Origin of the sequence: Filimonas lacunae (genome assembly GCF_002355595.1) — a bacterium.
Taxonomy (GTDB): domain Bacteria; phylum Bacteroidota; class Bacteroidia; order Chitinophagales; family Chitinophagaceae; genus Filimonas; species Filimonas lacunae.
The window spans coordinates 127,202-148,334 of the sequence record NZ_AP017422.1 but is presented as its reverse complement, the minus strand read 5'-3'; the positions used below and the strand labels follow the sequence as shown (position 1 = coordinate 148,334).

At 43.9% G+C, this 21,133-nt stretch carries 16 protein-coding genes; 12 read left to right on the top strand and 4 right to left on the bottom strand.

Features of this window, described 5'->3' with window-relative positions:
- Window positions 1-447 precede the first annotated feature (447 nt).
- Together FLA_RS00545 and FLA_RS00540 are read right to left on the bottom strand one after the other, a co-directional pair.
- A complete protein-coding gene (locus FLA_RS00545; RefSeq protein WP_144264041.1) occupies window positions 448-1,041 on the bottom strand; it encodes a hypothetical protein in 594 nt (197 codons plus the stop codon).
- 62 nt (window positions 1,042-1,103) lie between these two features.
- Window positions 1,104-1,952, bottom strand: a complete 849-nt coding sequence (locus FLA_RS00540) for an aminotransferase class IV (RefSeq protein WP_076379488.1) — start codon at window positions 1,950-1,952, stop codon at window positions 1,104-1,106.
- A 73-nt stretch (window positions 1,953-2,025) separates the two neighbouring features.
- Here FLA_RS00540 and FLA_RS00535 point away from each other — a divergent pair, with 73 nt between their 5' ends.
- From FLA_RS00535 to FLA_RS00480, 12 genes are all read left to right on the top strand, one after another.
- On the top strand, window positions 2,026-3,123 hold the full coding sequence (locus FLA_RS00535) for a Nif3-like dinuclear metal center hexameric protein (protein WP_076379489.1): 1,098 nt from the start codon (window positions 2,026-2,028) through the stop codon (window positions 3,121-3,123).
- Window positions 3,124-3,167: 44 nt separating this feature from the next.
- A complete protein-coding gene (locus tag FLA_RS00530; protein WP_076379490.1) occupies window positions 3,168-3,923 on the top strand; it encodes a zinc ribbon domain-containing protein in 756 nt (251 codons plus the stop codon).
- Window positions 3,924-3,991: 68 nt separating this feature from the next.
- The gene (locus FLA_RS00525) at window positions 3,992-5,497 is read left to right on the top strand and encodes a tetratricopeptide repeat protein (RefSeq protein WP_231940372.1); all 1,506 of its coding nucleotides are present in this window, start codon (window positions 3,992-3,994) and stop codon (window positions 5,495-5,497) included.
- A gap of 102 nt (window positions 5,498-5,599) precedes the next feature.
- On the top strand, window positions 5,600-7,255 hold the full coding sequence (gene recN, locus FLA_RS00520; protein WP_076379491.1) for a DNA repair protein RecN: 1,656 nt from the start codon (window positions 5,600-5,602) through the stop codon (window positions 7,253-7,255).
- Between the two features lie 12 nt (window positions 7,256-7,267).
- The gene (locus FLA_RS00515) at window positions 7,268-7,957 is read left to right on the top strand and encodes a phosphatase PAP2 family protein (protein WP_144264042.1); all 690 of its coding nucleotides are present in this window, start codon (window positions 7,268-7,270) and stop codon (window positions 7,955-7,957) included.
- A gap of 343 nt (window positions 7,958-8,300) precedes the next feature.
- Window positions 8,301-9,413 carry a helix-turn-helix domain-containing protein gene (locus FLA_RS00510; protein WP_076379493.1) on the top strand — a complete coding sequence of 371 codons (1,113 nt, stop codon included), beginning with the start codon at window positions 8,301-8,303 and terminating at the stop codon, window positions 9,411-9,413.
- Window positions 9,414-9,622: 209 nt separating this feature from the next.
- A complete protein-coding gene (locus tag FLA_RS00505) occupies window positions 9,623-13,036 on the top strand; it encodes a SusC/RagA family TonB-linked outer membrane protein (RefSeq protein ID WP_076379494.1) in 3,414 nt (1,137 codons plus the stop codon).
- A 21-nt stretch (window positions 13,037-13,057) separates the two neighbouring features.
- Window positions 13,058-14,677: a SusD/RagB family nutrient-binding outer membrane lipoprotein gene (locus tag FLA_RS00500; protein WP_076379495.1), complete on the top strand. Its 1,620-nt coding sequence runs from the start codon at window positions 13,058-13,060 to the stop codon at window positions 14,675-14,677.
- 194 nt (window positions 14,678-14,871) lie between these two features.
- The gene (locus tag FLA_RS00495) at window positions 14,872-15,687 is read left to right on the top strand and encodes a hypothetical protein (protein WP_076379496.1); all 816 of its coding nucleotides are present in this window, start codon (window positions 14,872-14,874) and stop codon (window positions 15,685-15,687) included.
- Window positions 15,688-15,980: 293 nt separating this feature from the next.
- Window positions 15,981-16,571, top strand: coding sequence for a TetR/AcrR family transcriptional regulator (locus tag FLA_RS00490; protein WP_076379497.1), 591 nt, complete (start codon window positions 15,981-15,983; stop codon window positions 16,569-16,571).
- A gap of 22 nt (window positions 16,572-16,593) precedes the next feature.
- Entirely contained in the window at window positions 16,594-16,821 is a 228-nt protein-coding gene (locus tag FLA_RS00485; protein ID WP_076379498.1) for a hypothetical protein, read from the top strand.
- 10 nt (window positions 16,822-16,831) lie between these two features.
- Window positions 16,832-18,142, top strand: a complete 1,311-nt coding sequence (locus tag FLA_RS00480) for an MFS transporter (RefSeq protein WP_076379499.1) — start codon at window positions 16,832-16,834, stop codon at window positions 18,140-18,142.
- A gap of 6 nt (window positions 18,143-18,148) precedes the next feature.
- Here FLA_RS00480 and FLA_RS00475 read toward each other — a convergent pair whose 3' ends face one another.
- A complete protein-coding gene (locus tag FLA_RS00475; protein ID WP_084206247.1) occupies window positions 18,149-19,915 on the bottom strand; it encodes a condensation domain-containing protein in 1,767 nt (588 codons plus the stop codon).
- Window positions 19,916-19,921: 6 nt separating this feature from the next.
- Complete coding sequence (locus FLA_RS00470; protein WP_076379501.1) at window positions 19,922-21,124, bottom strand: glycosyltransferase; 1,203 nt, start codon at window positions 21,122-21,124, stop codon at window positions 19,922-19,924.
- Window positions 21,125-21,133: the final 9 nt, after the last annotated feature.

The following is a 21,133-nucleotide window of genomic DNA, read 5'->3' as shown; positions in this document are numbered from 1 at the left end:
CATCACTTTGTACTTATACAATTTCATCAGATACTTTTAATCACTTTTCCAGTACTTGTGCCCTAATATTTTGCACTTGTGCAAACATTCCGGGTACTAGTACAAATTCTTCCGGCATTTGTTACGCATCATTTTGTACCTGTACAAAATCTTCGGGTACTTTTACTCACTCTTCCGGTACTTGTGCCCTAACATTTTGCACTTGTGCAAACATTCCGGGTACTGGTACAAATTCTTCCGGCATTTGTTACGCATCATTTTGTACTTGTACAAAATCTCCGGGTACTTGTGTAAATTATTCCGGCACTTGTTGCGCAACATTTTGCACCGGTGTAAAATGTTGCTGCACCGGTGTAAATTCTTCGTTTCATTTATTCCGATGAATAAGACAAGCTCCCCTATCAATATGTCAGAGGTAGTAAACTTCGGTCTGCTTTATCCCATAAATTATAAGATGCGATAACCTGTAGTAGGAATTTGAAATTTAGAAGCGGGAACAGGGCTTAAATTAATAACAGTAGCAGAAAAAGAGATCTTATTCCCCTTTTCAGTTTGTGATTCATATTCCAGCACAAAACCTGGAATGCCCTTAAACTGGTAAGTATTTTCGCTAACGGAAGGTGTAATGGCTACAGCATAGAACATATTTAATACGCTGCCGTCTTTCAGTTTTACTTCGGCCTTTTTGCATTCATAGCCTAGTATTGTTTTGGTTTCGTTGCCCAAAGTCACCTGCATGCCCTCATATCTTTTGTTCTGTTCTTTCCATTGGGCTGCATTTAACCGGCTCATATATTTATTACCCCCCAGCTCTCTTAAAATAACAGCTTCTTCTTTTTTGCCATCATAAAAGGTAGTTTGCTGGAAAGTAGGACTTACCAGGTCAGAACGAGTTTCGCTCCCCTTCAGATATAAAGTTTTAGTAGCATGCTCAGCAGTTCCGTCAGAGTTGGCAATGTTTACATTGAATGTAATTGTGCAATCCGCCACCACTTTAGGCGCCTGCGCAACAGCGCCGGAAGCCATAAGAATGAGCATCAAACAAATTAAAATTTTACTCATAAAACCTCAGAATAGGGGTGAGCTATAAAAATAAACCTTCTTTACCATAATCGCGCATTTATCGATTGATTATACAATAATGTAGATAAATGACGCTGATACGTATTATTCCCCAGCGATTTTACCCACCGGATCCCTGATAGGGCATTCGTTAAAAAAAGCTCGCTGGCTTCTGCCAATATCTCTTCTGTAACCGGCACTTCCTGTACCTGCCGTCCCTCTCCACGTATCGCTGCTAACAAATAACGCCGCATTACACCATTAATACCGCCTTCATCCAGTGGCGGCGTTTTCACTACCCCCTCATGCACTACAAACACATTGGCAATAGTAGCGTCAGCTACCCGGCCCCAGGCATTTAATAATAAAGCGTCGTCCAGTTGCTGTTCATTGGCCCACATGGCGGCCAGCGCATAACATTGATAATTGCTGCTTTTAATGGAAGAAAAACGATCTGCCGCTTTTACTGCATCCCTAAAAATACCCACGACCAACCCATGCTCATTCAAACCGGTGGCAGGTGGCTGCTCCCAGGTTTGAATAATAGTATGTGGCAAATGGTCCACCACACCATACAAACCTCCCTCTCCCCTGAAAACAGTTACCCGCACCCGTGCATGCTGCCAATGTCCATTGGCAACAGCCAGCTGTTTAACCAGGCTATCAAGATAGGAAGGTGTAAAAAAATCCGGCACAACAAACCCTAACTGCAGCATAGAGGCAAACAAACGCTCAAAATGAAACTGCTTCAACGCCAGTTCGCCATTTACCAGCTTCATTGTTTCAAACAAACCATCTCCGAATTTAAATCCCCGATAATCGGGCGAAATAAATCCTTGTCCGGCTTGTTGTAGTACACCGTTATAAATCAGGTATTCCGGTTGTTGCATACGCCAAAAATACAGCAGTAGCTATTTCGCTCACTTTTTTTTGCATCCCTCCTGAATTCGTAGGTTTGTGGCCATGAAAATAGCCGCCATTATACAAACGCTCGAAAATGTTGCGCCTCCCTCTTACCAGGAAGGATACGATAACTGTGGCCTGCTCACCGGCAATGCCACAGAAGAATGCACCGGCATTATCTGCACCCTGGATGTAACCGAAGCGGTGATAGCCGAAGCGGTAGAAAAAGGTTGCAACCTGGTGGTAGCCCATCACCCTGTCATTTTCGGCGGACTCAAAAAGCTCAATGGCAATAATTATGTAGAAAGAACTGTAATAGCAGCCATTCGTAACCAGGTAGCTATTTACGCCATCCATACCAACCTTGATAATGTAATAAACGGGGTTAACCAGCGTATAGCCAGTCAGTTAGCACTTACCAACTGCCGCATACTTGATCCCAAACCGGGCTTGTTGATGAAACTGTACACCTTTGTTCCGGTAGCACAGGCCGAACAGGTAAAAGAAGCTTTATTTGCAGCAGGCGCCGGCCATATTGGTCACTACAGCGAATGCAGTTTTAGTGCTTCCGGCAACGGCACATTCAAAGGAGACGACTCTACACAACCTTTTGCAGGGCAGCCCGGCACCCGCCACACAGAAGCTGAATTAAAAATAGAAGTAATATTTCCTGCTTATCTGAAAAAAGCGGTGGTAAATGCGCTCCTGAAAGCGCATCCTTACGAAGAAGTTGCCTATGACGTGGTAGCCCTTCAAAACGATTACCAGCAGGTAGGCAGTGGCTTGGTAGGTGAATTATCTGCACCACTTTCGGAAACAGCCTTTCTCGAAAAACTGAAGCAAGCATTTGGTTTACAAGTAATAAGACATACACCCCTTCTCCAAAAACAGGTAAAAACCGTTGCCCTTTGTGGTGGAGCCGGCAGCTTTTTAACCCGGAAGGCCATTGCCGCCGGCGCTGATGTATATGTCACTGCCGATGTAAAATACCATGAGTTTTTCGACGCCGAAAACAGGCTGGTCATTGCCGATATCGGCCATTGGGAAAGTGAACAATTTACCATAGACCTGCTATATGATATTTTGCTGACAAAATTTCCTACCTTTGCCGTCCTTAAATCAAAAGTGAAAACCAACCCGGTTCAATACTTTTCGTAGATTTAAGTTTCTCAAATCGCCCATTTAAAATCGTACATCTGAATATGGCAGCAGTTAAAGATTATTCTGTTGAAGAAAAACTCTCAGCCCTGGTAAGGTTGCAGAAGATTGACAGCAAACTGGATGAAATCCAGATTCTGAAAGGTGAGCTTCCTATGGAAGTAAGTGACCTGGAGGATGAGATTACCGGTTTGAACAGCCGCAAAACACGTATTGAGGAAGAGATCAATGGCATCACAGAATTTATTGAGCAAAAAAAGCAAGCCATTAAAGACGCGGAAGCCCTGGTAGCCAAGTACGAAAAACAAAGCACCAGCGTTAAAAACAACCGCGAATTTGAAGCTATCAATAAAGAAATAGAAATGCAGCAGCTGGAAGGCAAGCTGGCTGAAAAACATATTCGCGACGCTAACGAAGAGCTGGCTGATAAAGCTAAAGGCTTAGAGTACGCTAAAAAACAAATTGCCACTAAAGACGGCACCCTCAATCACAAAAAAGGGGAACTGCAAAAGATTATTGCAGACACTGAAAAAGAGGAAACACACTTCAGACAGGAAGCTGATCAGGCCCGCAAAGGCATGGACGATCGTTTACTGTATTCTTACGACCGTATCCGTAAAAGCTACCGCAATGGCCTGGCTGTTGTTCCTGTAGAAAGAGATGCTTGTGGCGGTTGCTTCAACGCTATTCCTCCTCAGAAACAAAGCGAAATTCGCCAGCGTAAGAAAGTGATGGTTTGCGAAAACTGCGGACGTATATTAGTAGATGACGATCTGAATAATGCAGTAGAAGTAAAATAAATCATAAATACAGCATAAAATTTGTTGTTAAGGGTACTTCTCAAAGTACCCTTATTTATTTTCGGAAAATGATGATACGTACGCTAACAGTTTTTATCGCGGTATTACTACTTACAACAGCCCTCAGCAACAGCTGTAAAGCAGAAAAGGTATTTGACTTCAATGCCACCTGCGAGAAAGCTTATGCCGACATCACCAGTTTAAAACTGGCCAGCGGGCAGCAGTGGATCAACGAAGTGAGAAAAGAAAACCCCGATAACCTGGTAGCCGATTACCTGGAAAGCTATATTGATTTTTTTATTCTCTTCTTTAATGAAGATCCCCAGGAATACGAAGTACGTAAACCACACTTTTCCGAACGCCTGGATAAACTGGCCGAAGGCCCCAGCTCTTCCCCCTTTTACAAATACAGCCAGGCTGTAGTATCCCTGCAAAAGGCCACCGTAGCCATCAAGTTTGGCGAACGCTGGAGTGCCGGCTGGACATTCAAACATGCATTCGGGCTAATCAAAGACAACAACAAGGCCTTTCCCAATTTTGCCCCTAACAATCTTATTTACGGCCCGCTGGAAGTTGCGGCAGGCACCATACCCAGTGGCTACAAATGGCTGGCAAACCTGTTTGGTATGAAAGGCTCCGTAAAAGATGGTATGCAAAAAATGCGCACCTTCCTCAACGGCTCTGATAAATGGTGTGGTATTTTCTTCAATGAAGCCGCCTTTTATTACTGCTACCTGGTGTACTACATCGAAAACAAACCAGACGATGTAGCTCAGTTCATTATACAAAAGAAGCTGGACGTAGTAAACAACCACCTTTTTACCTACCTGGCCGCCAACCTCAGCATCAACAATAAAAAAACGGACTTCGGCAAAAACATCGTGCTTAACCGTAATCAGTCGCCCGAATACCTGGCCACCCAGGCCTGGGATTTTGAACTGGGCTATGCTTACATGCGCCACCTCGATTTGCAGGAAGCCGTATCGCATTTCGAAGCTTTTCAACACAACTTTAAAGGCAAGTTCTATGTAAAAGATGTGTACGAAAAACTCAGCTGGTGCTACTACCTGCTGGGCAATAAGCAAGCCGCCGAAGCAGCACGTCAGAACATATTGAAAAAAGGCAGTACAGAAACGGATGCGGATAAAAAAGCTGAGAAAGACGCCAAAGAAAACAAATGGCCTAACTCCGTGCTACTGAAAGTGCGGCTATTAAACGATGGCGGTTATAATAAAGAAGCCCTGGCATTACTCAACGGTAAGTCATCGGAAAGCTTTACGCAGATAGAAGAAAAGCTGGAATTCGCCTACCGTGTTGCCCGTATTTACGATGATGTAGGTAAAGACAACGAGGCTATACAGGCTTACCTGGCAGCCATTAAACTGGGCAGTGGCCGTACAGAATATTATGCAGCCCGCGCCGCCCTGCAAATAGGTTATATTTACGAACGCCAGGGTAAAAAAGCAATGGCCATCACTTTTTTCCAGCAATGCCTTGATATGGAAGATCATGAGTACAAAGACTCACTCGACCAGCGCGCCAAAGCAGGTATTGCACGTTGTAAAGGACAATAACAATAAACTGTAAACAGCCGCACATACTTTTCGACATTTGCAGGTTGCTTTTTGACTTTGCATTACTTTTGGCTTTTACAAATCGCCTTTTGAATATCCACTATGTTACAAAGCCTGCATATACAGAACTATGCTATTATTGACCAGTTAACCATTGGTTTTTCTCACCAGTTAAATATTATCACCGGTGAAACAGGTGCTGGTAAAAGTATATTAATGGGTGCCCTTAACCTGATATTGGGTGGACGTGCAGATACTTCTGTATTAAGAAACAACGAACAAAAATGCTACGCAGAAGGCACCTTTAGTGTAGATGGCAAACCGGAGGTGATTCATTTTCTGAAAGCCAACGACCTGGAAGACGGAAAAGAACTGGTGCTGCGCCGCGAAATAACCGCCAGTGGTAAATCAAGAGCGTTTATCAATGACACACCTGTTACCCTGCAACAATTAAAAGAACTGGCTTCTATGCTGGTAGATCTGCATCAGCAGTTTGATACCCTGGAACTGGGTAATGCCGGTTTTCAACGCATGGTACTGGATGCTATGGCCAACCAGTTACCATTATTACAACAATACAGACAACAATTCCATAACTGGCAAAAGTCAGCCACCGAGTTACAGCAATTACAGGAACAAAAAGCAGGCTTTCATAAAGAGCTGGACTATAACCGTTTCCTGTACGACGAACTGGAAGAAGCCAACTTCAGCGAAAACGAACTGGAAGATATTGATAAAGAATTACAGTTACTGTCCAACGCTGAAGACATCAAAGGGGTACTGGACCGTTTATTTTTTGATTTAAAAGAAAGTGAGCAGCCTATTGTTGGTACACTTAAGCAAATGGCCAACCAGTTACAACAATATCAAAGCTACCATGCACAGCTACCATCACTGGCAACCCGCCTGCAAAGCACACAGATTGAGTTACTGGACATTGCCAATGAAATAGCCGGTGTAAGCGAAGGCATCACTTCCGACCCGCAACGTCTTTCCTGGATTAACGAACGCCTGGCCAACGGTTACAAACTGTTTAAAAAACACAGTGTACAAACCACTGCCGAGCTGTTAGCTATACAACGCGAACTACAACAAAAACTGCAGGCTGTTCTCAACATAGATGAATCTATTGCTGAAAAACAAGCAGCTACCGAGCAACTATACCAACAGGCATTAGTGATTGCACAACAATTAAGCGCCGCACGTCACCAGCAGGCTCCCGAACTGGAGCAACAGGTAAATCAACTACTGGCACAAATTGGCATGCCTAATGCCCGCTTAAAAGCGGCGATCACCGAAAGCGCACTACAGGCAGACGGTATTGATGTAATTGAATTTTTATTCGACGCCAACAAAAGCAACCGTTTTGAACCCGTACGCAAAGTGGCCAGTGGTGGTGAATTAAGCCGTTTAATGCTATGTATTAAATCGCTGGTAGCCCGTTCTATTGACTTACCTACCCTCATTTTTGATGAAATTGATACCGGCATCTCAGGTGAAGCCAGTAAGCAGGTTGGCATCATTATGAAAAACCTGGCCGCGCAACGCCAGGTAATTGCTATTACCCACCAGCCACAAATAGCAGGTAAGGCCGACAGACACTTCTACGTGTATAAAGAAACATTTGAAGAAACCGTAAAAACCAACATCCGCATTCTTACTACAGAAGAGCGCATTACTGCCATTGCACAAATGCTGGGAGGTGAAAAACCTACCGCAGCCGCGCTGGAAAATGCCCGCGAAATGGTTATTAATTAATATTCGTTTTCTTTGCCAACATTCCCGGGCATTCCCCGGGCGTATTTTAACATGCAGCAATTCAATACCAGCCTTTTTAAAAAGGCCCTGATCATTACTACCCTATTAGGCATTATTGTACTGTACAGCTCTTTCTCTGTAGGTAAAATTGATCTTTTCCTGCTGTTAAACACCAACCTTGGTAAAGTAATAGATTTTATAATGGTAGTAGGCACTTACCTGGGCGATGGCGCTATGTGGGTACCTGCATTACTGCTGGTATTATACTGGAAGCGTAAAGACAGTTTACCGTTACTGATATCCTCCTTTGCCCTATCCACCATTTTTACACAGGTTTGCAAATACCTGATCATACCCGATGCGCCCCGTCCGTTAAAAGCGCTGGGTTCAAGTCCCCTGCTTTCCCAGGTACATACGGTGCCATATGTAGAGGTACATACCATATCCAGTTTTCCTTCCGGACATACCACCACAGCCTTTACCCTGTACCTGGTGTTCAGCCTGCTGTTAACCGGTAACTGGTGGCTGTTTGCAGGCCTGGTATATGCACTATGGGTAGCCTATTCCCGTATTTATCTCTCACAACATTTTCCATTAGATGCGGGTGCAGGAATGATAGTAGCCACTGTATCCGTTTTATTATCCTGGGGAATTCAGCAATGGTTTATGAATCGTAAAAAACGGGTAGCCGCTTCACAATAAAAAGGCCCCAACCTACGCTGGGGCACCCTTTTTTTAGTTTAAACACGAGGTAGGAAATAGTCATACGTACTAAAAACGGGCACTACGCTGTCAGCGTTTAGTTTTCTCTTAGTGCAAGATAGCTGGCTTCCCGCACATCCGCAACTACAAATTCCGCTACACCTCCTACCTGTATTAGCAGATATTTCTGCACTACAAGTCTGGCTGTTCCCGGCAAAAAGCCTTTTTTATATTTTCCGGCATTAACAAATTGTTATTCTACTGCCTTTTCGCCTTCCCTCTTCACCCGATTAACAAATAGGTAACATTAGCCCGATAGCTTTAATGATCCCATATCTGTCTTATGCTTAACATTACCATTATTAGCTGTGTACTGGTGCAAACAACCATTGCTATATACCTATTGCGCATCAGCAAAATTGAAAACGATTTTGAAAAATGCCTGCAAAAGCTCCTCTATGTTCTGCTGGGCCATCTATCCACTAAATTTTTCCTGCTGGCCATATTGCATAATGTAGACATGTATTCAAAGGTTACTTCCGGCTTTGGCTTATGTTATGGGCCGCTGCTATTAGCCGCCACCCGTGCTTACCTGCAAAAGCCACTCAGCCGCAAAGCCATGTTTTTACACCTCACCCCCTTCATGATATTCAGCTTTGTATATATCGTACTCATTATCAGCTTACTTACCCGGTTTATTCCGCTGGCATACATTGAACGTTATAATTACTATTACCAGCTACTGGTAACCCTTTCCCTTTTCTCCTACCCTTTTGCCATTAAAATAACGCTGCAAAAACAGGTGAAAGACAAACAACATCCTGCACAAAAATTATTGCACAGTGTAAGTGATGTGTTCATTGCAGGCGTATTTACGGGTATGGCATTTTGTGTAACCGGTATTTACCAGATGAACATTCCCTCTTTTGACCTCCGCATTATTCCCTATATCTGCTTCACATCCATTCCACTGTTTATTCTCCGGTATAAGCTGCAACATAAATTCGCAGAGCCGGCAGCAAACTTTGCCCCATTAAAAAATAACACAGAAGAAGAGCCTGAAAAACGTTACCAGAAATCCGGCCTGGACGAAGAAATGATGCTCGGCTATGAAAACACACTCACCACCTATATGCAGCAACACCAGGTTTACCTGAACACCGAACTTTCTCTCGAAATCCTTTCCCAAAAAACCTGCATTCCCAAACATCACCTCACCCAGTTATTAAATGATAAGCTGCATAAAAGCTTTTATCGCTTTGTAAATGAATACCGCATCCAGCATGCTACTGAAAAATTAAAGAACCAGGCCACAGAGGTAAATATCCTTTCATTGGCCTACGACTGCGGTTTTAACTCCAAATCATCCTTTAATAACTACTTCAAACAACTCACCGGCTACACCCCATCTGCCTACCGTAAACTGCACGAAACATCACTTCCTGCAAAGGCATAACATTCGGTCCATCATTTGGTAATACTGAATTAACACACAGCCGGCTATTCTTTAATCAGCTGTATATGAACACTTTATTATGTGTACAACTGTCCTTCCCACACGGTAAATACACTCCAAAGTCCTTCCCTTGTGGGCGTGTTGTGATTCCTTTAACAGAATTCCACATTTGTGCGCGTGCAGCTGACACCTGCATCAAACACATAATCATGAAACAGAAATTGACACAAACCCACTACAGCGGTTTTCTGCTGTTATTGTTACTGGCACTCTCTGCCGTAACTGCATTTGCTCAAACTACCATTAAAGGAAAGGTGACTGCCGCTAATGGCAGCCCACTGACAGGTGTAAACGTATCGGAAAAAGGTACCTCACACAATGCCATTACCAGTGCAGATGGCACTTATACCATTGCAGTAAGCAAACCAGGCGCAGTATTATCATTTACTTATGTAGGTTATGTTATGCAGGAAGTAAAAGTTGGCACCCAGGCCGATATCAGCATTGCCCTGCAGGAAGACAATAACGATATGCGCGAGGTAGTAGTTACCGCCTTTGGCATTAAAAGAGAAGACAAGAAAATTGGTTATGCTGTACAAAGTGTAAAAGGCAGCGACCTGGTAAAAGCCCGCGAAAGTAACCCAATTGCCGGCTTAACCGGTAAAGTAGCAGGTTTATCTATCGGAACCAATGCCGAAATGCTGGGCCGCCCTAACGTTGTATTACGTGGCAACTCAGATGTATTATATGTAGTAGACGGTGTTCCGGTTAACTCCGATACCTGGAACATCAGCCCTGATGATATTGAAACCTACACCATATTAAAAGGCCCTAATGCTGCCGCATTATATGGTTTCCGCGGCCAGAATGGCGCTATCGTACTTACTACCAAAAAAGGCAGCAAGGATAGAAAAGGCTGGACTATTCAGTTCAATAGCTCTCAACAAGTAGAAAAAGGATTCCTCGCCCTGGCTACTCCGCAAAAAGAATACGGCAGAGGCACCAACTACCTTTACCAATATGCCAGCGGTTATACCTATGGCGACCCAACCTCAGCCTCTTTCCTCGGAAAAGACCTGTTATATGACAACGGTCAACGTCTGGCTATCTGGGGTCCGCATTTTGATGGACAGCTTTTAAAGCAGTACGATAGCCCCTACGACCTTACTACCGGTGTAAGAACTCCTACAGCTTATAAAGCACGTGGCACAGATAACCTGAAAAACTTTATGGAGGCCGGCTTCCTGTCTACCAATAACATTTCAGCCTCTGCCAGCGGAGATAACTACGATATCCGGATGTCGTACTCGCATACTTACCAGAAAGGAATGGCTCCCAATACGAAATTAAACATGGACAACCTGAACATCAACACCTCTTATAAGTTCAGCCCCCGTTTAAGTGCCGAAGCCAACCTGAATTATAACACCCAGTACACTCCCAATATTCCCGATGTTTCTTACGGTCCTAACAGCTATGTATACGAATTCAGTGTATATGGATCTGCTGATTTTGATATCCGGGACTTACAAAACTACTGGAAAGGCCCACAGGGTATTACTAACCTCATGCAGTATAACAACGAGTATGGCCGCGCCAACAACCCTTATTTCCAGGCATCTAAATGGTTACACGGACATTATAAAAATGATATCTACGGTTATATCAAGTTGAATTATAAAATTACGGATGATTTAAACGCCAGCGTTCGCTCGCAGGTTACTACCTGGGATCAAACACGTTCAGAAAGCGTTCCTGCCTCTATTAACCTGAATAGTTACCTGGCTACCGGCTGGTATACATTCGGAGCTTATAATGGAGATTACCGCGAAGACCGCCGCAACCTGATTGAAAACAACAGTGACCTGTTATTAACCTACAACAAAAAGCTGGGTAACAACTGGAACCTGTCTGCATTAGCAGGTGGTAGTTGGCGCTCTTTCAAGTATAACTCCACCTATAGCACTACGCAAAACCTGTCTGTTGCCAACGTATTCAGCTTTCAAAACACCAAAAGCACACCTTATATATATAGCTTCCGCTCTAACATGATGGTGTACAGTGGCTACTACTCGGTAGATCTGGGTTACAAAAACTATTTCACCGTTACTACTACTGGCCGTGTGGACAACCTGTCTACACTTTCTAAAAACAACAGTACTTTCTTTTATCCATCTGTAGCATTGAGTTCCTCTATATCTGATTACGTAAAACTGCCTGAATTTATATCGGCTTTAAAAGTACGTGGATCATTTGCTTCTGTTAAAAGCGGTTTAACCCAGGCAACAGCGCCTTCTGCCTATATGCTTATATACGGCAAAGCGGTGGGTGCCAGTGTTACTACAGGCGGCGGTTTATTGGGCTATGGCAGCGAGCTGTATTCCTCATACGATGGACCTTCGTATGCCAACCAGTTTTCTTATTCTACTGCCACCCTGTATAACGGCCAACCTTCTATCAACTACTCAACCAACATAGCCAATCCTAACTTAAAACCTGCCACTAATAAATCTTATGAAGGTGGTGTGGACATGAAGTTGTTCAACAACAGAATAGGCGCTAACGTTACCTATTTTATGAGTGATAACGGTCCACAGATTTACCAGTTAGCTGCTGCCAACTCAACAGGCTTTCAAACCAAAAGCGTTAATGGCGTAGTTACCCGTAAAACAGGATGGGAAATAAGTATGAACGCTGCTCCACTGCAAAGCAAAAACGGACTTAACTGGAACATTACCGTTAACTGGGCCACCTTTGTAGAAAAGCTGAAAGCTATATATGGTACAGAAGAAGTATTAAATATCAACGGACACAGATATCGTGTAGGCGAACGCATGGATGCATACTATGGCACCGGCTTTATGAGAGACCAGCAAGGAAACATCCTGTATACAAAAGGCGCAGGCACTCCTTTATTAAACCCAAGCACTTCACTGGATGACAAAAAATTCCTGGGCAATCTGAATCCTGACTATTCTTTTGGTATCAACAACTCATTCAGCTATAAAAACTTTACGTTCAGCTTCCAGTTTGATGGTCGCGTAGGTGGTAAGATATATGACCGTGTATACAACCAGATGATTAATGCAGGTACTGCTGCTGAATTAGCAGGCAACACCGCTGCAGGTCAGGCACGTTTGAAAGAATGGCAAAGTACTAACCAGGGAGCAGTAAAACCTACCGGTTATTATGTGGGTACCGGCAAAGTGATTACATCAGGTACACCTGTATATTCAAAAGGCGTATTGGTTAACCAGAAAGATGTAACACTGGAAGATAACACAACAGCAACTACTGTTCAAAGCTACTTCTCCAGTGGTATCAGTGGCGGTAACTCTATTGATGAGTACTATATGATCAGCCGCACTTTTGCCAAGCTGCGCGAAGTAACCATTGGCTATACCTTACCGGCTAAAATGTTACAATCCAGCTTCATCAAATCTGCATCCATATCATTAGTAGGTCGTAACCTGTTGTACTTCGCAGCACGTAAAGACTTTGATATAGATCAGTATTCCAGTGGTTATAACTTTTCATCCAACTCCCTGAGCGGCACATCCAGCACCGACTTACAAAGTCCTACCGCACGCCGTTATGGAATTAACATCAATCTTACTTTCTAAAACAACTAACACAATTTTGTTATGAACATATTCAGAATTCTTCGCCAGGCAGCAGCAGCTGCAATTTTTACAGCTGTTGTAAGCAGTTGTCAAAAAGGCGATCTGACCACCAACAATAACGTTACCAATAACGATGCGGTAGGTATCAACCCAAGCCTGTTCCTTAACCACATCACCTACGCTATATATAAAGGTGGTGGTGTACTGGAAAGCGTTAGCGGTAATTTAACCGAAGAGCCCTGGGGCGTAGTATCACACTACAACCAGTACTACCTGTCCAACTATTCTTACTACCAGAGCATCAATACTTATAACTGGTCTAACTCAGCTACCCATTACGACATGCTGAAGTATGTAATATTGATGGAAAAGCAGGCAGCCAGCTTAAACCCTACAGCAGCCAACACAAACATATATGCAGGCCTGGCTAAATTTTTCAGAGCCTATAGTTTCATATGGCTGGCACAGCGTGTGGGAGATATTCCTATGACACAAGCCGGCAGCAGCACTATAGAGCAGCCGGAGTACGACTCGCAAAAAACGGTATATGTAAACAGCCTGAAACTGCTGGACGAAGCCAATACTATTATTGCAGCCCTGATAGCAAAAAACAACAGTGCCAATACAGTGGTAGATGCCAGTGGCGACATCTTTGGTTTAACATACCTCCAATGGCAGAAAATAGTAAACACTTACAAGCTGCGCGTACTGATAAGCCTGAGCAAACGTGCCGATGACAATTCAGATATGAATATCAAAAGCCAGTTTGCAGCTATCATCAATGATCCAACCACTTATCCTGTATTGGCTTCCAACAGCGATAATATGGTGTTCAAGTACGTATCTACCAATGCCTACCCCATAGCATCCAGCACTTACAGCCTATATGCTAATATTGGCAGCACCTATCTCAACATTACCACCGCCAATGCCGATCCGCGCACATTTAAAACAACCACTCCTGCACCGGCCCAAATTACAGCCGGCAAAACAGCTGCTGATTTCTCAGCTTATGTAGGAGCCGATCCCAACCTGTCTATCAGTCAGATATCAGAAAATTCATCAGCTGGTCAGTATTCATTCGCCAACTACAACTATTATAGTAAATCAAACCTTACTGGTTCGCTGGTTGAGCCGGAAATTCTGATTGGCTACCCTGAATTATGCTTTAATATAGCAGAGGCTGCAAACAGGGGCTGGATTACTGCCGATGCCGCCACCTGGTATGGCAAGGGCATTGACGCCTCTTTAAGCTTATATGGCCTTACCGAAGGGCAATCACTTACTGTAAATGACAAAGATGGCAACAAAGTAGGTACTGTTACAGTCAATATAAGCAACTTCAAAACCAATGTTGCTTACAAAGGCGGAGAAGATGGTTTAAAACAAATATTAGAGCAAAAGTATGTCGCCTTCTTCCAGAACTCAGGCTGGGAAGCGTTTTACAATCAGCGCAGAACAGGCTATCCTGCCTTCGCACAAGGTGGTGCAGGTATTGGCACAGCCAATAATAAACTGCCACGCCGCTGGCAATATCCATTAAACGAGAAAAACGAAAACGCTGCACATTGCAATGCAGCTATTCAATCTCAGTTTGGCGGTACCGACGATGTAATGCAAGACACCTGGTTGACTAAATAAAACGATCGGCATTAATACCCAACGGGCTGCATCTTCCGGTGCGGCCCTTTTTTATGCCACTATCTATTATTGTTTATTATCGGTACAACACCCCTAACCTAAGGGTTAATAATAAAAAAAATATTTAAAAATAATCTACGTGCTTTGCAACGTTAACCGAATAACCTAAATCCTATATAAAACAAACACATACCATGAAAAAAGTTCTCATTCCTGCCCTGGCCTTGCTGGTTGCAGCAGTTTCCTGTAAAAAAGATGATGCACCTGTTAACACTGAAACCGGTAAATACCTGTCAAGAATCGCCCCTCCTGATGATTATGTATACCTGTTTAATTATGCAGGTGGTAAATTCCAGTCTCTTGCCGATTCCAGCAATAGCGGAATTGAAAAAGATTCTGCCATTTACAAAAATGGTATTCTTTCTGATATTTATTATGTATCCTCCGATGCGGAAGTAACCCCTAACTATAATTTTGTATATGATGCCAATAACCGCCTGGTGAGGGTAAATTACACCTACCCATCCAGTGTAGAACAATTCGACTCACTCACCTATACCAGCGCAGGAAAACTGGCTTTCATATACAGCGCTAACATACAGGAAGATGGTTCACGTTTTATTTACAGGGCACAGGAAATAACGATAGACGCCAACGGCAACATTACCACTGTACTTAACAAAGAAACTGCCGGACTTAGCAGTCCGGAGCTATTGGAAAAAAGCAAACACGTATACACCTACGACACTAAAACATCTCCTTTTGCCCGTGTAGCTTCACCTGCATACTGGATGACCATCAATGGCAACGAATTCTTCGGCACAAACAATGTTACAAAAACCGAGCAGTACGGCTATAGTAACGGAGCTTACACCTTAGACAAGCTGGAGAAGTTTACTTATACTTATGATGCAGATGGCGACGTAATAACCTCTGAAAGATCATATGGCACCTCCGAAGCTAACCTTACATCAGAAGGCGTTACTAAATACTACTATACCATACTATAACAACTCCAGCAGTTGTATAAAAACAGGGCGTCCAGCATATGGACGCCCTGTTTTTATACAACTTCAAGCCTGTTTGCCTACCTGATACCGGATAATATCCTCCGGTAAAACGGCCTTCTTCCAAAACTCGCACTCTTCATCAACCCATATCCACTTCTACCTTAATTTCGGCTTTACCGGTAATTTCCCGCCATTCCCCGGCAGTAAATGCCATTCCTATAATTATGGACGTTTTTTTCATAAGTAAGCGATCATTCACTTATTTTTGTCCGGTAAATATTCCCTCCTGCTGCATGCGTCCAAGAAATACTGATAAACAAGAGCTGGTTCAACAGAAGGCCATAGAAATGCTGGTAACGGATGGCTTCGAAGGTTTTAGTGTAAATAAGCTGGCAAAAGCCTGCGAAATTTCTGTAGCCACCTTGTATATCTATTACAAAGACAAAGACGACCTGGTTATAAAGATTGCTACAGAGGAAGCTAAGAAAATGGGCGATGCCATGCTGCGTGATTTCAGCCCCGATCTAAGCCTGGAAGATGGACTGCGCATACAATGGCGCAACCGGTACGAATGGTTACTGGAGCAGCCGCATACTTACCGGATGTTTGAACAGTTACGCAATTCCACCTACCAGGAGCGGATAGTCGGCTCCCTCACAACGCCTTTTAAAGAAAGTATGAGCAGCTTTCTGAAAAACGCTATTGACCGTGGCGAGTTACCCAAAATGCCGCTGGAAGTATTCTGGAGTGTGGCTTACGCTCCCTTATACAACCTGGTTCGTTTTCACCACGATGGCAAAAGCATGGGTAATAAACCATTTAAAGTCAATTCCAAAATGATATGGCAAACTTTTGACCTGGTAATGAAAGCATTAAAACCATAATCCAATCATCAATACTTACGTTATGTATGCAGATACTAAACAGATATTGATTTTCAAAACCAATATCCGCACACCCAAAGATCACCATGCCGTTAAAAATTCACTGGACACTCACCAGCAAATAAGCCAGTGGAATATAGATATGCAGGATGTAGACTGTGTATTACGCATAGAATCTTACCAGGTGAAAACACACGAGATAATCGCATTAATTAACAGTCAGGGCTATCAATGTAGCGAACTGGAATAAATCAAAAAGAATGAAACAAAAAATAACCCTTCCACTTTCGTCGTACCAGAAATTCATCATTTTTATACTCGCCATTACCCAATTCTCTGTTATTCTTGATTTTATGGTAATGTCTCCTTTAGGAGATATGCTGATGAAATCCATGAACCTTTCCACAAAACAGTTTGGCATCGCCGTATCTGCTTACGCATTCAGCGCCGGCATATCAGGGCTGCTTACCGCAGGATTTGCCGATAAATTCGATCGCAAAAAACTGCTCCTGTTCTTTTATACCGGATTTGTAATAGCCACCTTTTTCTGTGGCATGGCACACACTTACCCACTGCTGGTAACAGCGCGTATTGTTACCGGCTTATTCGGTGGTGTTATCGGCTCCATCTCTATGGCCATTATTACCGACCTGTTTGCTATGGAGCAGCGTGGCCGCGTATTAGGATTTGTGCAAATGGGCTTTGGAGCCAGCCAGGTATTAGGCATTCCCATTAGCCTGTACATTGCCAATAAATGGGGCTGGCAATCGCCTTTTCTGATGGTAGCCGGTTTAGGAGCCGTTATAGCCCTGGCCATTGCGGCACGCATGCAACCCATTACCGCACACCTGGCCATACAGCGCGAGCGCTCTGCTATCGATCACCTGGTGCATACGTTATTGAAGAAAAACTATCGTACAGGTTTTAGTGCCACTGCCTTGCTGGCAATAGGTGGTTTTATGATGATGCCTTTTGGCAGTGCATTCGCCATCAACAACCTGGGCATTAACAACGATCAGTTAACCATGCTGTTTATGGTTTCCGGTATTGCCTCCCTGTTTATCATGCCATTGATAGGCAGATTAAGTGATAAAGTTGACCGCTTCAAAATATTCACTGTCGCTTCTTTGTGGATGGTTACCATGGTACTTATTTACACGCATTTATCGGTGACTCCTTTATGGCAGGTAGTGATATTAAACGTGCTGATGATGATGGGTATTATGAGCCGTATGATTCCTTCTACAGCATTGGCAACCGCACTGCCTGATATGCAGGACCGTGGCGCCTTTATGAGTATTAACTCCTCCCTGCAGCAGATTGCAGGAGGTTTTGCAGCAGTAATAGGCGGGATGATTGTAGTGCAGCCCCACAAAAGCGCACCATTACAACATTACGATACACTTGGCTTTGTAGTAGCCGGCGTAACCTTCTTTTGCATATTTATGGTGTACCGGGTAAGTGTACTGGTAAAAAGAAAAGCAGCTGAAACAGCTGCTGCAAAAGAGGCGTTCAAAGCCGAAACGGAAGGCAGTGAAGAGAAAACAGAAACCACTGTACAACCGGTATAAAACAAATTAACACACCCTTCTTTCTACATACCGGATGCAATAGCGGGTAAACAATACCGCCAGCAAGCCCGCCAGCATTCCCTGCACAATAGAAAGAAGGGTGCCGTTAAATGTATAGTCCGACGGCACAAACAGATACAGGCAACTAGCAACTACCGTTACCAGTGCAAACGTTATTCCTCCATTCTTTGCTGCCAGCTTTAATGTAAAACGGTTTTGCATTCCGGGAGTACTATATAACAACACCTTATCCTGCCGTTCAAAAAATAAAATGCTTTTGCGGGTAATATCCCAGCTAATACAAAAAGGCAACAGCAAAGCCATAGGTAATAAAAACCGGGCAAACGAATGTTCTCCTCTGAATAAATGCACTGCGTTTCTGTTATCAAAACCATAATAAGCCACGCCCCAGTTCACCAGCACATTGGTTAAAAAATACCAGGCCATATTGCGTTGCACAAACCGCTGCATCCACATTTCACGTACAATACCTGTTTCGGTCATAATGCCCCTTTCGGCAAAAGCTACCTGCTGCTGTAATAGTTCCATCGCCTTATCCCGGATACACTCCGCGTCCTGCCTGTTTAAAAAAGAATCATCTGATATAAAGGCAAAGTCCAGTTCTTTATTGAAAGCGCTTACCACGATGGTATTCGGGTTGCGCCACGGAAAAGCCACCGTAGGACTATAGATAGCATTCACCTTAAACTGCTGGTAGTTGTTGGGGATATTCAATTGTCCCATATTGGAAAACGTAAAATCATGACTTCCTTTCGAGCTGCGCAGCAATGCCACCATCTTCTTCACCGAAGCATGAAAGTATTCACTCAGCAGCAACAATTCATGCACATTCAATTGCTTTATTTTCTCTTTCAGGCTCTTTTTAAACAGCTGTGTCTGCAACCAGAAATTCTTATCTCCTGCCTTATCGGCCCGTAACTCTACAATAGGCGCAAAGGCAAACATATGATCTTCTTTCACCTGCTCTACATAACGCCGGATATCCACCGGACATATTACCTTGTTACGCGCACCTTTCCCTTTTACCTGCTGTGCCGCACGTAAAAAAGCAATGGACAATGCTGCATGTACCGAGGTATCTGCTTTTTTACAGGCTGACAATAACGAAGCTGTATCTCCGGCATTCAACCGCCAGTGCAACAGGTAGCTGCTTTCTTCCCGCGCTATTACATTTTTAGCAGGTAATAACACCCTGGCCAGCCAGCTATACACTGTTCCTTTTATCCTGTTTCGTTTACGCTGTACCACTTCATCCGGTATCAACTCCAGTATATTCCCAAAAGAAGTATAAGGTTCCAGCATTTCCTCCGGCTTATCCAATAACAATAACAATTCGCGCATTAACGCCACAAACGAAACCCCATCACAAATACAATGCGGACACACAATCACCAGCTCGGAAACACCTTCTCCCTTCATCCATACTACCCTGGCCAATGGTGCGCGTTGCAATACAAAAGGCTTTTTCCACTCTTCCTGGTACACCTGTTTCCATTCGCTATCCGATTGGCGTTGCACTATTCTTACAGGAATTGCATCCATATCCTCTTTCCACACAAAATGTGGCTGCCCCTGCGAATCTTCTTCAATACATGCCCGCAGCAGCGGATGCTTCGCCTGTATCTTATCCAGTGCATATTGCAGCACACCCAGGTCTATCTCCCCGGTAACAGAAGCCGCAAACACACAGTTCACTGGTGTGCCGGCATCTACATACATAATTCGCTCCCCTGTAATCAGCTTTCTTTTCATAAACTATCAGTATACGGCAGTAACAGATTTTGCAGTGGCCACAAAGCGCTCCAGACAGTCAACCGCCTTATCGTTTCCGCCGGCATCTATAAAGCTTTGTTTTATACGGCCGGCCCCCTGTTTATACACCGGGTTTTGCAATAAAGCCCACACAGCAGCTTTCAGCTCTTCTATACGCAAGCGCTTATACCGCAGCTTTACACCACAGCCGCCCCGCTCTATTAAAGACGCAGTATGAAAATGATCATAAGTAATAGGCGTTATCAACAGTGGCAATTCGTTTAACAAAGCATCGTTGACCGTATTAAATCCACCGTGGCAAATCACGGCATCTACATAGGGCAACAGCTGCGTTTGTGGCACATAGCTCTGCACTATAAAATTGTCCGGCCACTCTTCCAGTATCCCCGGGTCGGTTGCCGCTATTATCGTCACTGGTTCATCCTTAAATGCAGCTACTATTTTTTCAAAAAAAGCTTTGCGAATGTCCACCAGCAAAGTCCCCAGCGACACAAATACTTTGGGCGTGCTTATTTTATGCAGCGCATCAAAATCAAAAAAGGTATGATTAGGCCTTCCCTGCACAGGACCTACAAACTGCATATGTGGCGGAGCATCTGTTATCCTGCTGAATTCCTGCGAAGTGAATACCAGGTTCAGTTCGTTGGAATGTATTACAAACTCATCTGTGTAAATGCCATACTCCTGTTGCAGGTTACGCACCAGGCGTTGCTGCCATTCAAATATTTTGGGCGCATCCGTAGTGTTTCCCATCACGTCAGGCGGCACAGGCGTAGTGGTAACATACGGAATACCGCGTTTATAAGCGCAAAGCCCTCCCGCAAAAGTGATACAATCATTCACAATTACATCAGGCTGATAACTGTCTATGATACGCAACAACCCTTCCTGCATATATAGGGCAAAAGGAATGTAGGTTTCTTCCAGTGCCAGCTTCAACACTTCCGGACCGGATAGCACCGCACCATCGTCCTGCCTTTTTAAAATACGCGCAATAGCGTCTTTATAAGGTGCCAGTTCTTCATGCGGCACTATAAACCTGCCCCCTTCTGGTATGTAGGCGTCTGCCAGTTCTGTAATGCCCACCCACACCACTTCATGTCCCCTCGCCAGCAAACTGCCACCTACGCTTAATGTAGGACTGATGTGCCCGAAAAAAGGCGGCACTACAAACATAAACTTAGCCATACTCTATTT